The organism is Albimonas marina, from assembly GCF_029223255.1.
In the GTDB taxonomy this organism is placed as follows: Bacteria; Pseudomonadota; Alphaproteobacteria; order Rhodobacterales; family Rhodobacteraceae; genus Albimonas.
This window is the reverse complement of record NZ_JARHUC010000006.1, coordinates 1-13,152: the sequence shown is the minus strand read 5'-3', so window position 1 is coordinate 13,152 and position 13,152 is coordinate 1. Positions and strand designations below refer to the sequence as shown.

Here is a 13,152-nt window from a genome sequence, read left to right as displayed (position 1 = left end):
GGCCGCCCCCTTGCGCCCGCCGCCGGCCCGCGGAACAAGAGGCCTCCCCCGCAGGAGGCCCCGCCCGTGACCCCATCCGATCCTTTCGCGCGCACCCGCGCCCTGTTCGATCTGCCCGAGGGGGTGATCTACCTCGACGGCAACTCGCTGGGCCCCCTGCCCCGCGCGGCGCAGGCGCGGCTGGCGACGGTCGCGGCGCAGGAATGGGGCCGGCTGCTGATCCGGGGCTGGAACGAGGCCGGCTGGATCGACCTGCCCGCCCGGGTCGGCGAGCGCATCGGTCGGCTGGTGGGGGCCGAGCCCGGGGCGGTGCGCGCGGCGGACTCGACCTCCGTCAACCTCTTCAAGGTCCTTTCGGCCGCGCTCGCGATGCGGCCCGGGCGGCGGGTGATCCTGTCGGACGCCGGCAACTTCCCCACCGATCTCTACGTCGCCCAGCGGCTGGCCGAGGCGCTGGGACAGGGCCATGAACTGCGCCTCGCCGCCCCCGAGGCGGTGGCCGACGCGATCGACGCGGACGTGGCCGTGCTGATGCTGACCGAGGTCGACTACCGCACCGGCCGGCGGCACGACATGGCGGCGCTGACCGCGCGAGCGCATGAGGCGGAGGCGCTGACGGTCTGGGACCTCGCCCATTCCGCGGGCGCCCTGCCCGTGGACCTCGCCGGCGCCGGCGCGGATTTCGCGGTGGGCTGCGGGTACAAGTATCTCAACGGCGGGCCCGGGGCGCCGGCCTTCCTCTATGTCGCGCCGCGCCACCAGGCGCAGGCCGCGCCGGCGCTGGCGGGCTGGATGGGCCATGCCGCGCCCTTCGGCTTCGTTCCCGACTACGCCCCCGCCGAGGGGATGGACCGGATGCTGGTGGGCACGCCCCCGATCCTCTCCCTCTCCGCCCTCGACGCGGCGCTGGAGGTCTGGGAGGGGGTGGACCTCGCCGCCCTGCGCGCCCGCTCGATCGAGCTGTCGGAGGCCTTCGTCGCGGCGCTCTCGGGGCGCGAGGACCTCGTCCTCGCCTCGCCGCGCGATCCGGCGGCGCGGGGCAGCCAGGTCTCGTTCCGCCACCCGCAGGGCTACGCGGTGATGCAGGCGCTGATCGCGCGCGGGGTGATCGGGGACTTCCGCGCGCCGGATCTGATCCGCTTCGGCTTCGCGCCGCTCTACAACACCCGCGACGAGGTCGCCCGCGCCGCGGAGATCCTGGTCGAGGTGCTGGAGACGGCCGCCTGGGACCGCCCCGAGTTCCGCCGCCGCGCCAAGGTGACCTGAGCGCGGCGCGCGCCGGCTCAGCCCGCCGCCACCAGCCCGGCCAGTTCCGCGTCATAGCGGGCCATGGCGTCCTCGGCCCCCGTCTCCACCCGCTCGATCGAGACGAGGCAGGTGTAGGCCGCGCAGCCGCCCGAGAAGGCCGAGGCCGGCACGTCCCGCGTCAGCACGTTGGGATTGCCGGCGAGGTCGAGGCCGCCCTCCCCCTCCGGCGTCCACCACGCGCCCGTCGGCAGCACCGCCACGCCGGGGCGCAGCGTGTCGCTCAGCCGCGCGGTCGCGAGGCACGCGCCCCGCGCGTTGAACAGGCGGATCAGGTCGCCCTCGGTCACGCCCAGCCCGGCCGCGTCCTGCGGGTGCAGGGTCGCGACCTCGCGCCCGCCGGCCTTGTTCGCCTCGACGCTCGCCGCGCCGGTGTCGAGCTGGCTGTGCAGGCGGCCCTGCGGCTGCTGGGTCAGCAGGTGGAAGCGCCCCTCGGCCTCGGGCGCGCCCAGCCACTCCTCGGGCTCGAGCCACGCGGGATGCGCAGGGCAGTCGTCATGGCCCAGCGCCGCCAGCTTGCGGCTGCCCAGCACGATGCGCCCGCTCTCGGTGCGCAGGGGCGCGGCCTCGGGGTCGGCGCGGAACCCGGCGAGGTAGGCGTGATCCTCCCGCGCGGGGTTCTCGGTCCAGCCGCGGGCCCAGAATTCGTCGAAGCCCACGCCCTCGGCCCCCGTCGCCGCGCGGGTCGCCGCGCGCGCGTCCTCGTAGAGCCGGCGCAGCCAGCCCATCTCGTCCAGCCCCTCGTCGAAGCCCGCGCGCACGCCGGTGCGCTCGGCCAGCTCCTGGAAGATCTCGAAGTCCGCGCGCGCCTGCCAGCGGGGCGTGACCGCCCGGTGCATGGCGATCATCGTGTCCGAGCGGGAGGTCGCCGCGATGTCGTTGCGCTCGAGCGAGGTCGAGGCCGGCAGCACGATGTCGGCCCGCCGCGCGGTGGCGGTGAACATCGGATCCTGCACCACGATGGTCTCGGGCCGCGCCCAGACGCGGGCCAGGCGGTTGAGGTCCTGGTGGTGGTGGAACGGGTTGCCGCCCGCCCAGCAGATCATGCGGATGTCGGGATAGGCGCGCGTCTCGCCCTGGTAGGTGAAGGGCGCGCCGGGGTTCCCCAGCAGGTCGGCGATGCGCGCCACGGGAATGAAGCTGTCGATGGCGTTGCGTCCGGCGGTCATCGAGGGCGCGCGCCCGGTGCCGAACGGCCCGCCGTTGCCGGCGGTGGAGCCGAGGCCGAAGCTCACGCCCCCGCCCGGAAGCCCGATCTGCCCGGCGACCGCGGCCAGCGCGATGGCGGCCCAGTAGGGCTGCTCGCCGAAGCGCGCGCGCTGCAGGCTCCAGCTCGCGGTGACGAAGCTGCGGGTCTGCGCGAAGCGCCGGGCGAGGCCGCGGATCGCCTCGGCGTCGAGGCCGGTGATCTCCGCCGCCCACTCCGCCGTCTTCGGCCGCCCGTCGTCCTCGCCCCGCAGGTGGGCGAGAAGCTGGTCGGAGCCGCTGCAGCAACGGTCGAGGAAGTCCGCGTCCTCGAGCCCCGCCGCCACGATCTCGCCCGCCAGCCCCAGCAGCAGGGCGGCGTCCGTGCCGGGCCGGATCGCCCACCACTCGGCCCCCAGCTCCGCCGGCACGTCGTCGCGCAGGGGCGAGACGTGGACGATCCGCGCCCCGCTCTCGCGCAGCGCCTCGAGGTTGCGCGGCAGGGTGCGGCGGGCGAGGCCGCCGGCCTCGATCTGGGCGGTGCGCGGGCTGAGCGCGCCGACGATCAGCACCGTGCCCGCGTGGCGCGCCACCGCGTCGAGCGTCACCCCCCGCCCGGTCAGCGCGTCGGTCTCGCCCAGCACGTGGCGCAGGATCACCGGGCCCGCGCCGTAGCTGTAGGTGTCCACATGGCCGGTGAAGCCGCCGGCGAGGTTCAGCCAGCGCTTCACCAGCGTCTGCGCATGGTGGAAGCGCCCGCAGCTCGTCCAGCCGTAGGAGCCGGCGAAGATCGAGGCGGGGCCGTGCGCCTCGCGCACCCGCGCCTGCTCCTCGGCCACCAGCGCCAGCGCCTGGTCCCAGCTCACCTCCACGAAGCGGTCGCGTCCCCGGCCCTCGCCCGCGCCGCCCTTGCCGCGGGCGGCGAGCCAGCCCTCGCGCACCCGGGGCGTCTTCACCCGCCGCGCGGGATCGAGCCAGGCCGCCACCGAGCGCAGGATCGGCGAGGGCGCGGGATCGAGCGGCGACGGCTCGACCCCCACGATCTCGTCGTTCTCCACCAGGACGTCGTAGGCGCCCCAGTGGCTGCAATGGGGGACGCGCCGGGGCTGGGACATGATGCGGTATCCTCGTCGTCGAGCGGGGGCGGAGGCGGCCCGCCCCTCCTGCGGTAGCGGGGAACGGCCCTTCGGGCAACCGCGGCGGCGGGCCGGGGCGACGGGGCCGGGTCGACGGGGGCGGGGACCGGCCCCGCCCGCCGCCGGCGCCGGCGCCGGCCGGCCGCGCGGCCCGGCGCCGGCTCAGCCGTTGGGGCGCACGCGCGCGGCGGTCTTGTTGGCGAAGGCCTCCAGCCGGGCGCGGGCGGCGGGCTGGGTGTTGACCACGCCCGCCACCACCGCCTCGGCATAGGCCGCGTCCATCCCCGACATGTTGTTGAGGTGGCTGATCGCCGAGCAGATCGCGAAGTTGGTCAGCGGCAGGTTCGCGGCGATCTTCTCGGCCAGCTCCAGCGCCAGGTCGAAGCTCGACCCCTCGGCGAGATACTGCGCCAGCCCGAGGTCCACCGCCTCGCGCCCCTGGTAGACGCGGCCGGTGAGGATCATGTCGATCATCCGCGCCTTGCCGATCAGGTCCGAGACCCGGATCGTCGCGCCGCCGCCGGTGAAGATGCCCCGCTGCCCCTCGGGCAGGGCGAAATAGGTGCTGTCGTCCATCACCCGGATATGGGCAGCGCTGGCGAGTTCCAGCCCCCCGCCGACCACCGCGCCCTTCAGCGCCGCGATCACCGGCACGCCGCCGTATTCCATCTTGTTGAACGCCTCGTGCCAGCGCAGGCAGACGTGCATGAAGTCGTCGGGGCTGCGGTCGGCCTTCCAGTGCTCGACCAGGTCGAGACCCGCGCAGAAGTGGTCCCCCGCCCCCGCCAGCACCACCGCCTTCACGCCGATCCGGCGCGCCGAGCTGAAGAAGGTCACCAGCTCCTCGATGGTGGCGACGTCGAGCGCGTTGCGCTTCTCGGGCCGGTTCAGGGTCAGGATGGCGACGCCGTCGCCATGCTCGCGGATCGCGAGGTTGTCGTAGGCGAGGTCCTTGGGGTCGAGGGCCATGTTTCGGTCCTTTCTTGGCGCGGCGAGGCGGAGCCCGGCGGCCGATGGGATCCGGGCGCGGCGGGGCGGGCGGCGGACGGAACGGCGGAGAGGCCCGCGCCCCCGCGCCCGGGGCGCCCGCCGCGGCCGGCGGCGCGTCCCGCGCAGGCTGGACCGGGCCGGCCCCTCCCCCGTACTGTCGCATCGCGCCATCTACATGCTCCGGACCCGCTCCGAAATCTCCGCTGAGGACAGATCGCTGTCATAAAGTGACGAAATCGCCCGCGCCCCCGCCCCTGTCGCCCGTTCCGGCCCCGCCCGACATCCCCACCGTGTCAATGGCCTTCGTCGAGGACTGGCTCGCCGCCCTGCGCGGCGTCTGCTCCGAGGCGCAGCTGACCTCGTTCCTGCGCCGCGCGGGCCTGGGCGAGAGCGCGCGCAGCCGGCCGGGGCGCATCACCCTCGACGAGATCGTGCGCCTCTACCAGATCGCCGCGGTCGAGACGGGGGACGAGATGATGGGCCTGTGGAGCCGCCCGATCCGCGCCCGCGCCCTCCAGCATCTGCTGACCACGGTGCGCGAGGCCTCGAGCCTACCCTCCGCCCTGCACCGGTTCTCGACCTTCTGGAACCTGCTGCTCGACGACTGGCGGCTGGAGGTCGAGACGGGCCCCGCCCGGCTGCGCCTGTCGCTGCTCCCGCGCGCCGAGCCGCCGCCGTCGGTGCAGCGCTTCGGGCACATGCTGATCCTGAAGCTCTCGCACGGGCTGCTGTCCTGGCTCGCGGGGCGCGAGCTGCCGGTGGCGGGCGTCGCCTTCGCCTTCCCGCGCCCGGCCTTCGCGGCCGACTACCCGGTCCTGTTCCCCGCGACGGCGGACTTCGACGCCCCCCGCTCGGCCATCGCCTTCGATCCCGCGACGCTGGGCCCGCCCGTCGCCCGCAGCGCCGCCGAGCTGGTCGAGTTCCTCGACCGCGCCCCGCGCGACTGGATCTTCACCCGCTCGCGCGAGCACAGCCTGCCGCTCCGGGTACGCGAGCTTCTGCACCGCGCCGACGGCCCCGACGGCCGCCTGCCCGAGGTGGCCGCGGCCCTGGGCCTGACGCCCCGCACGCTGATGCGGCGGCTGGAGGCGGACGAGACCTCGTTCCAGGCGATCAAGGACGGCCTGCGCCGCGACCTCGCGATCCGCGCCCTGCGCGACGGGCGCAAGAGCGTCGAGGAGATCTCCCACGACCTCGGCTTCTCCTCCGCCGCCAACTTCCACCGCGCCTTCCGCCGCTGGACCGGCGCCGCGCCGAGCCTCTACCGGCCCGGGAAGGGCTGACCGGGGGCCGTCCCGGCGGGCGCCGCGCCCGTCCTGCGCTCCGCGGCGACGGCCCCGACGAAGCCCCCGACCCGACGCTCCCGCGGGAGGAGAAACCGCCCCGCCCCCCTCGCGCGTCATGGCGCGATCACCTGAGTTGTGCTTTGATATTCAAGCTCGATGCAGAAGAGCGGGCAAGGGAGGACACCATGACCAGGACACTGGCGATCTGCGCGCTCGTCGCGACGTCGCTCTTCGGCGGCGCGGCCGCGCAGGAGGCGGAACGGCCGAACATTCTCGTCATCTGGGGCGATGACATCGGCTGGCAGAACGTGTCCGCCTACGGGCTGGGCACGATGGGCTACACCACGCCCAACATCGACCGGATCGCGCAGGAAGGCCTGCGCTTCACCGACCACTACGCCCAGCCGAGCTGCACCGCGGGCCGCGCCGCCTTCATCACCGGCCAGTACCCGATCCGCTCCGGCATGACGACGGTGGGCCAGCCCGGCTCGCCGCTCGGCCTGCAGGCGGCCTCCCCCACGCTGGCCGAGCAGCTCAAGCAGGTGGGCTACCGCACCGGGCATTTCGGCAAGAACCACCTGGGCGACCGCAACGAGCACCTGCCCACGGTGCACGGCTTCGACGAGTTCTTCGGCAACCTCTACCACCTCAACACCCAGGAGGAGGCCGAGCAGCGCGACTACCAGCGCTTCGCCGAGGCCTTCTCCGGCAGCCTCGAGGACTACGAGGCCCGGTTCGGCACCCGCGGCGTGATCCACTCCTTCGCCTCGGAGACCGACGACCCGACCGAGCAGCCCCGCTTCGGCCGCATCGGCAAGCAGACCATCGAGGACACCGGTCCGCTGACGCAGGAGCGGATGAAGAACTTCGACGCCGACGAGGTGATCCCGCTGGCGCTCGACTTCATGAGCGCGGCGAAGGAGGCGGGCGAGCCCTTCTTCGTCTGGCTCAACACCTCGCGCATGCACCTCTACACCCGCCTGAACGACGAGTGGCGCTACGCGGCCGAGCAATACACGTCCGAGGCCGACTACCACGGCTCGGGCATGCTCCAGCATGACCACGACATCGGGATGGTGCTCGACTGGCTGGACGAGCAGGGCCTGAGCGACAACACCATCGTGTGGTACTCGACCGACAACGGGCCCGAGCATTCCTCCTGGCCGCACGGCGCCACCACGCCCTTCCGCGGCGAGAAGATGACGACCTGGGAGGGCGGCGTCCGCGTGATCTCGATGCTCCGCTGGCCCGGCCAGTTCGAGGCGGGCAAGACCCTCAACGGCATCCAGGCGCACCAGGACATGTTCACCTCCTTCGCCGCGGCCGCCGGCATCGAGGACGTGGCCGCCGAGGTGATGGAGGAGAAGGACCAGGTCATCGACGGCGTGAACAACCTGCCCTACTGGGAAGGCGACGCCGAGGACTCCGCTCGGACCCACATCTTCCACTACTACGAGGGGCGCCTCGCGGCGGTGCGGATGGGGCCGTGGAAGTTCCATTTCATCACCCGCGAGGACTACTACGGCGACATCGTCGCCCACTCGATGCCCCGGGTGTTCAACCTGCGCATGGACCCGTTCGAGAGCTACGACTCGACGGATTCCTTCGGCCACCTGATCCAGAAGGTCTCCTGGCTGTTCCAGCCGATGAACGTGCTGCTCTCCCAGCACCTCCAGACGCTGGCCGAGCATCCGCCGGTCCAGGGCGGCGCCTCGTTCGACATGTCGAACGTGGTCGAGGACTTCCTGAGCCAGGGCATGCAGTAAGCCCTCCGCGCCCGGCCGGAAACGGCCGGGCTCCTCCGCGGCCGCCCGGCCCGCGCGTCGCGCGCGGGGGCCGGGCCGTCCGCCCGGTCCGGGGCCGACCGGCCCGCGGATCGTCCGGTCCCGCGATCCCGCCCCTCGCGCACAGGACGGCGCGCCGCGGCCGCGTGATCGCGCAACCGTGTTGCCTTCCGGCCCGGAGCCGACTTTCATTCCCCAGGATTGAGACCTCGCCGACGCGACGGCCCCCGCGCGCGCCGGGCGTCGACATTTCGGATCAGATCGTTTCGCCGAAGGCCCCCAGGCCGCGGTCGGCCATGGAAAGGACTTCGGATGCCCAGCGACCCCAGGCCGATCGACGCGCCCTTCGCCTCCGGCGTCGAGGCCGACGCCTTCCGCGACCCGCAGTCGATCGCGCTCGCGGACGGGCGCATCCTCGTCGTCACGCAGATCGACCAGGCGTTCTTCTCCTCCCTCGAGGGCCGGCTGTTCGACGCCGACGGCGCGCCGCTGGGCGACGCCTTCGAGATCGAGAGCGCGATCAGCACCGTCGCCGGATACGACCTCGCGGCCCTGCCCGACGGCGGCTTCGCCGTGGCCTTCCTGGCGGCCAACGGCCTGACGGTGTTGGGGCGGGCCTACGACGTGGTCGCGGGCGACGCGGTCCTGCGCGCCGGCTCCCAGGGTTCGATCATCGACCTCGCGGATTTCGACCTCGACTTCCGCCCGACCATCGCGGCCCAGGACGACGGCTTCGTCTTCCACGCCGTCTCGGACGGCGACGAGGGCCGCGCCATCGTCGAGGGGCGCGACGGCCAGGCCGACGGCGACGGCGGCGACGAGATCCTGACCGACGACATCGGCGAGGCGACCCTGGCCTCGACGACGCTGGAGAGCGGGAACGTCGTGCTGGTGGTCGACGCCGACGGCGACGCGGGCGGCGACGACCGGTTCCGGATCCTGGTCCGCGACGCGGCGGGGGAGACCGTGGCGACCGGCGTCTTCTCGGTCTCCGGCGGCTCGGCGCTGCAGCCGGCGGTGGCGGCGCTGGAGGGCGGCGGCTTCGTCGTCTCGGGCACGCAGAGCCTCGGCGGCAGCCGGGTGCTGTTCCAGGTCTTCGACGCCGAGGCGCAGCCGCTCTCGGCCGTGACCGAGACAGGCGCGGCCATCGACGGGCTGGACGACGACTCCGCCATCGCCGCCCTGCCCGACGGCGGCTTCGTCGTCTTCTACGACGTCGACGGGGTCGAGCCGCCGCAGATCCGCGGCCAGCGCTTCGACGCCGCCGGCGCGGCCGCGGGCGAATCCTTCCTGGCCGCGGAGCGCGACGGCGCCGACCTGACCGCCGCATCGCTGGCCGACGGGCGCATCGCGCTGACCTGGCGGGTCGAGGGCGAGGACGCGATCGAGACGCGCATCTTCGCCGCCCCGATCCTGACCGAGGGGACCGATGGCGACGACGTCCTCGCGGGCACGCCCGGCGACGACATCCTGTCGGGCGGCCTGGGCGACGACAGCCTGATCGCCAGCGCCGGCGTCGACGTGCTGGACGGCGGCGCGGGCCTCGACACGGCCGACTACTCCGCCACGCCCGCGGACGTGAACCTGCAGGTCTTCCTCGCCATCGACCCGCTGGGCGGGGGCGCGCCTCTGGACGGCTTCGTCCGGGTGGTGACCGGCGACGACATCCTGACGCCGGTGAACGACGAGCGCGACGTGCTGATCGGGATCGAGCGCTTCGTCTCCGGCGAGGGCGACGACGAGATCAGCGGCGCGGACCAGGGCGACGACGTCGTTCTGGGCGGCGGCGGCGCCGACCGCATCTTCGGCCTGGGCGGCGACGACGACCTCTCGGGCGGCGAGGGCGCCGACCGGATCGAGGGCGGAGACGGCGACGACCGGCTCGGCGGCGGCAAGGGCCGCGACCTGCTGGCCGGCGGCGCGGGCGCCGACGAGATCCGCGGCGGCGACGGAAACGACGCGGCCGACTATTCCGACAGCGCCGCCGGCGTCGACGTCGACCTGACGCGCCCGGGCGCCCAGTCGGGCGGCGACGCGCAGGGCGACGTGCTGACCGCGGTGGAGAACCTGCAGGGCTCGGATGTCGCGGACGTCCTGCGCGGCGACGGCGGCGCCAACATCCTTATCGGGCTCGGCGGCGACGACCGCCTCTCCGGCCGCGGCGGCGCGGACTCGCTGGACGGCGGCGCGGGCGAGGACCAGCTCCGCGGCGCCGGCGGCGGCGACCTGCTGCGCGGGGGCGAGGGCGACGACGCCCTGTTCGGCCAGAACGGCGCCGACGCGCTGGAAGGCGAGGCCGGCGACGACCGGCTGGAGGGCGGCGACAAGGGCGACGACCTCTCCGGCGGCGGCGGCGCGGACGCCCTGTTCGGCCAGGACGGCGGCGACGCCCTGGCCGGCGACGGCGGGGCCGACCTGCTGCGGGGCGGCAAGGGCGGGGACGTCCTGAAGGGCGGCGGCGGGGCCGACGACCTCGGCGGCGGCACCGGCAAGGACACGCTCAAGGGCGGCGGCGGCGACGACCTGCTGGACGGCGGCGCGGGACGCGACAAGCTGACGGGCGGCGGGGGCGACGACGTGTTCGTCTACGCCAGGGGGCACGGGAAGGACGAGGCGCTGGACTACCAGTCGGGCGCGGACTCGCTGCGGCTCGACGCGGACCTGTTCCGCGACCCCGCCATCGACACCGGCCAGGAGGTGGTCGACGCCTTCGCGACCCTTTCCGGAAACGGCCGCGTCGCCACCTTCGCCTTCGGCGGCGGCGACGTCCTGACCCTGCGCGGCGACGGCCCCCTGGACCTCGACCAGGTCGCCGCCGACATCGGGATCTTCTGAGCCCTTGCGTCCGACGCGATGGAGGCGGCGCGCCCGATGCGCCGCCGCTATCGCACCTGTGGGCGCGGGCAACAATCGACCATCGCAGCGACAGACACGCCAATGTACGAGACGTCACGCCGGCCAAGCCGCCGCCAGCTTGGTCTCAATGCAATGAATAGTTGACCAGTTTCCGGATCGACTGGGTCGCAGGCGTCAAAAGGCGCGCTGAATCTGCATTATGACAAATCAGACATAGGCCCCGGCGGGACGCGGCCAAACGAAAAAGGCCGCCCCGAAGGGCGGCCTTTCGATTTTCGGCGATGTGGGTCGGCTACGCGGCGGCGAGGTCAGCGCGACCGTCTTGGAACAGTTCCGACGCCAGGTCTTCCGGGAGATCTTCGACCCGGAACAGATCGGCCCCGATCTGATCTTCGGTGAGCATCGGCCGGACCGAGGCGGCTCTCAGCCGGCGCCGAACCTCCTGCCGCGACAGCGAGGTCTCGGTCGAAAGCCGGGCGATGCTCATGAGACGGGATGCCAAGGCATCGACCTCGGCTTCATCGAAGCGACGGACCAGGTGGCGCCCGTTCGCTCCCTGCACCTCGATCGGCGACAGCAAGGCGCCGCCCGGAAGATCATCATCGGTCAACGCCCAGCCTGAGCGGACCGGAATCCGGAGGCGTCCGAAGGCCTCGATCGGCGAAATCCCGATCAGGTGGTGGCGGATCTCTCGACGAACCTCGCCGGGATCGACCAGAACGCCGGCGAAACCGCCCTGCCCTTCCAGCCTCACCACAGTCTCGAGGAAGCCGCCGAGCACGAGGTGGATGATCTCGATCCCGGCCACCTTCGCCTTCTCGGCGGCCTTGGCGATCGGAACCAGGCCGATCGGCGCGGCCTCCACCGTCGGCGCCTCGGACGCCAGGAGGGCGAGCAGCGTCTCGACATTCCTTGCGTCGACCGCCTTGTGCTTGTTGCCGGGCGCGCAGCCCTCGGCCAGCGGCGGCAGGACCCGCTCGTCGATCAGCGCCTCGGCCTGCGGGCGCGAGCAGCCGAGGATCTTCGGAAGGATGATGGCGTGCGCCACCCGCTGCAGGGTCGCCGCGACGGCGCGGCCGGCCTCGGCGTCGAACACGTCGTAGACGGCATGGTCGTCCTTGCCGACCAGGCTGCGGGCGGCCAGCAGGTTGCGCAGCGTGCGGCGGTCGGAGCCGGTCTCGGCGGCGAGCGTCGCGACGCTGTGCAGGCGGCGCTTTTCGATGGCGACGCCAAGGACCTCGCGGCCGACGTCCAGCTCCATGGTCTCGCAGATGTGCTCGCCGAGGATCCGGCGGATGTCGCCCGGCGCCTTCTCGCCGCGCGAGGCGAAGAGCCACTCGTAGAAGCGGCCGAAGACCTTGCGCGGGCCCGGCTGGGCGCCGGTGGCGCGGAAAGTCGCCTGCACCTCGTGCAGCGCCGCCCGGATGCCGCACTCGCCCTCTGCGGCGGCGGCGAAGCCGGCGCGTCCGGCGCGGTCCCAGTCGCACGACGTGAAGGCGCTGACGCTCGCCTTCGGGCCGACGGCGACGAGGGCGCCGAGCATCTCGCAGGCGCGCGCGGACTGTTCGAGGGACTGCGCATCGAGCCAGGCCGGGCCGGCCTCGCCGGCCAGGCGACGTTCGACATAGGTCTGCAGCGGCGACACGGAGCGGGCCTCGGCGGCGTCGACGAGGCGGTCCAGCGCCTCGCCCCGCTCGGGCGCTCGAACAGCCAGTTCGTGCAGCTTGTCGTCGTAGCCCTTGGGCGCCCGCTGGACCAGGGCGATGCCGTGCGCCGGGCAGGTCCGCACCGGGCGCAGCGTCCAGGCGAGCCGCCCCCGACGGGCCAGCGCCGCGCGCGGGTCGCGGGCGTCGTCCTCCCGCAGGCAGGCCGGGCAGAACACCGTGGCGGGGTTCGCGAGGAACTCGGCCGAGATGTCGAAGCCGCGCAGGCGATAGCGGCGGCGTTCGCCGCCGATGGCCGTATTGGCGAGCGCAGCCTCCCGGTCGACGTCCGCCACCTCGCAGAGGCGGCGTACCGAGGTCTCGTCGCCGCGGGCCAGGCGGTCGGCGCGAATGCCCAAGTCGGTCAGGAAGGGCGTGAGCCGGTCGCCGGTATGCAGCGCGGCCAGGCGGGTCGCGAAGGACAGCGGGGTTTCGGTCGGGTCGAAGGGCAGGTGCGGGAACAGGGTCGTCATCGCGTGAGCTCCGGATCGAAACGAAATGGGCGGGGCGGCGACGGTCAGGCGGAGAGGTCGATCTGCGCCCAGCGGGCGGCGACGAAGACGTTGCGCTCGGGCGCGCAGCCCTCGGCCATCTCCCAGGCTTCCACGAAATGCCGGATCGTGAGTTGCGCGTCGCGGCGCAGCAGCGCCACCTCGATGACGTTGATGTTGTTCTCGATGCAGCGGCCGAAGCGGCCGCGGCTCGCGTGGATCAGCCAGTCGACCAGACCCGGGTCGCTGGGCGCCTCGAGCCCGGCGATGTCGCAGCAGCCCTCGAGGATGTCTGAACCGCTCCGGGTCTGCCGGAGGCCGATGTTCGTTAGCTACGCGGCCACATCGCGCGTTTCCAGCGCAGCGTGGAATGCGGCTTCGGCTTCTGCGGGCGGCACATTGCCTATGGGCTCGAG

General features: G+C 73.5%; 8 protein-coding genes. 4 read left to right on the top strand and 4 right to left on the bottom strand.

Annotated features, from left to right (window positions below; translation table 11 throughout):
- Positions 1 to 66 precede the first annotated feature (66 nt).
- The gene (gene kynU / locus P2H44_RS16580; protein WP_275765120.1) at positions 67 to 1,266 is read left to right on the top strand and encodes a kynureninase; all 1,200 of its coding nucleotides are present in this window, start codon (positions 67 to 69) and stop codon (positions 1,264 to 1,266) included.
- A gap of 17 nt (positions 1,267 to 1,283) precedes the next feature.
- Here kynU and P2H44_RS16575 read toward each other — a convergent pair whose 3' ends face one another.
- Positions 1,284 to 3,605, bottom strand: coding sequence for a molybdopterin-dependent oxidoreductase (locus P2H44_RS16575; protein WP_275765118.1), 2,322 nt, complete (start codon positions 3,603 to 3,605; stop codon positions 1,284 to 1,286).
- Positions 3,606 to 3,788: 183 nt separating this feature from the next.
- Entirely contained in the window at positions 3,789 to 4,595 is an 807-nt protein-coding gene (gene dmdD, locus P2H44_RS16570; RefSeq protein WP_275765116.1) for a methylthioacryloyl-CoA hydratase, read from the bottom strand.
- A 317-nt stretch (positions 4,596 to 4,912) separates the two neighbouring features.
- Between dmdD and P2H44_RS16565 the strand changes: the two genes are divergently transcribed.
- The 3 genes from P2H44_RS16565 (at position 4,913) to P2H44_RS16555 (ending at position 10,521) form a co-directional block, all read left to right on the top strand.
- Positions 4,913 to 5,899, top strand: a complete 987-nt coding sequence (locus P2H44_RS16565; protein WP_275765676.1) for an AraC family transcriptional regulator — start codon at positions 4,913 to 4,915, stop codon at positions 5,897 to 5,899.
- 188 nt (positions 5,900 to 6,087) lie between these two features.
- On the top strand, positions 6,088 to 7,668 hold the full coding sequence (locus tag P2H44_RS16560) for an arylsulfatase (protein WP_275765114.1): 1,581 nt from the start codon (positions 6,088 to 6,090) through the stop codon (positions 7,666 to 7,668).
- A 330-nt stretch (positions 7,669 to 7,998) separates the two neighbouring features.
- A complete protein-coding gene (locus P2H44_RS16555) occupies positions 7,999 to 10,521 on the top strand; it encodes a calcium-binding protein (RefSeq protein ID WP_275765113.1) in 2,523 nt (840 codons plus the stop codon).
- 313 nt (positions 10,522 to 10,834) lie between these two features.
- Here the strand turns inward: P2H44_RS16555 and P2H44_RS16550 are convergent, their stop codons facing one another.
- Together P2H44_RS16550 and P2H44_RS16545 are read right to left on the bottom strand one after the other, a co-directional pair.
- Positions 10,835 to 12,718 carry a TniQ family protein gene (locus tag P2H44_RS16550; RefSeq protein ID WP_275765111.1) on the bottom strand — a complete coding sequence of 628 codons (1,884 nt, stop codon included), beginning with the start codon at positions 12,716 to 12,718 and terminating at the stop codon, positions 10,835 to 10,837.
- Positions 12,719 to 12,762: 44 nt separating this feature from the next.
- Positions 12,763 to 12,897, bottom strand: a complete 135-nt coding sequence (locus P2H44_RS16545; protein ID WP_275765109.1) for a hypothetical protein — start codon at positions 12,895 to 12,897, stop codon at positions 12,763 to 12,765.
- Positions 12,898 to 13,152 lie beyond the last annotated feature (255 nt).

Bases quoted from the DNA above. Each gene is read 5' to 3' on its own strand.
- P2H44_RS16575 (WP_275765118.1), bottom strand. From the start codon at position 3,605: ATGTCCCAGCCCCGGCGCGTCCCCCATTGCAGCCACTGGGGCGCCTAC.
- dmdD (WP_275765116.1), bottom strand. From the start codon at position 4,595: ATGGCCCTCGACCCCAAGGACCTCGCCTACGACAACCTCGCGATCCGC.
- P2H44_RS16565 (WP_275765676.1), top strand. From the start codon at position 4,913: ATGGCCTTCGTCGAGGACTGGCTCGCCGCCCTGCGCGGCGTCTGCTCC.
- P2H44_RS16560 (WP_275765114.1), top strand. From the start codon at position 6,088: ATGACCAGGACACTGGCGATCTGCGCGCTCGTCGCGACGTCGCTCTTC.
- P2H44_RS16555 (WP_275765113.1), top strand. From the start codon at position 7,999: ATGCCCAGCGACCCCAGGCCGATCGACGCGCCCTTCGCCTCCGGCGTC.
- P2H44_RS16550 (WP_275765111.1), bottom strand. From the start codon at position 12,718: ATGACGACCCTGTTCCCGCACCTGCCCTTCGACCCGACCGAAACCCCG.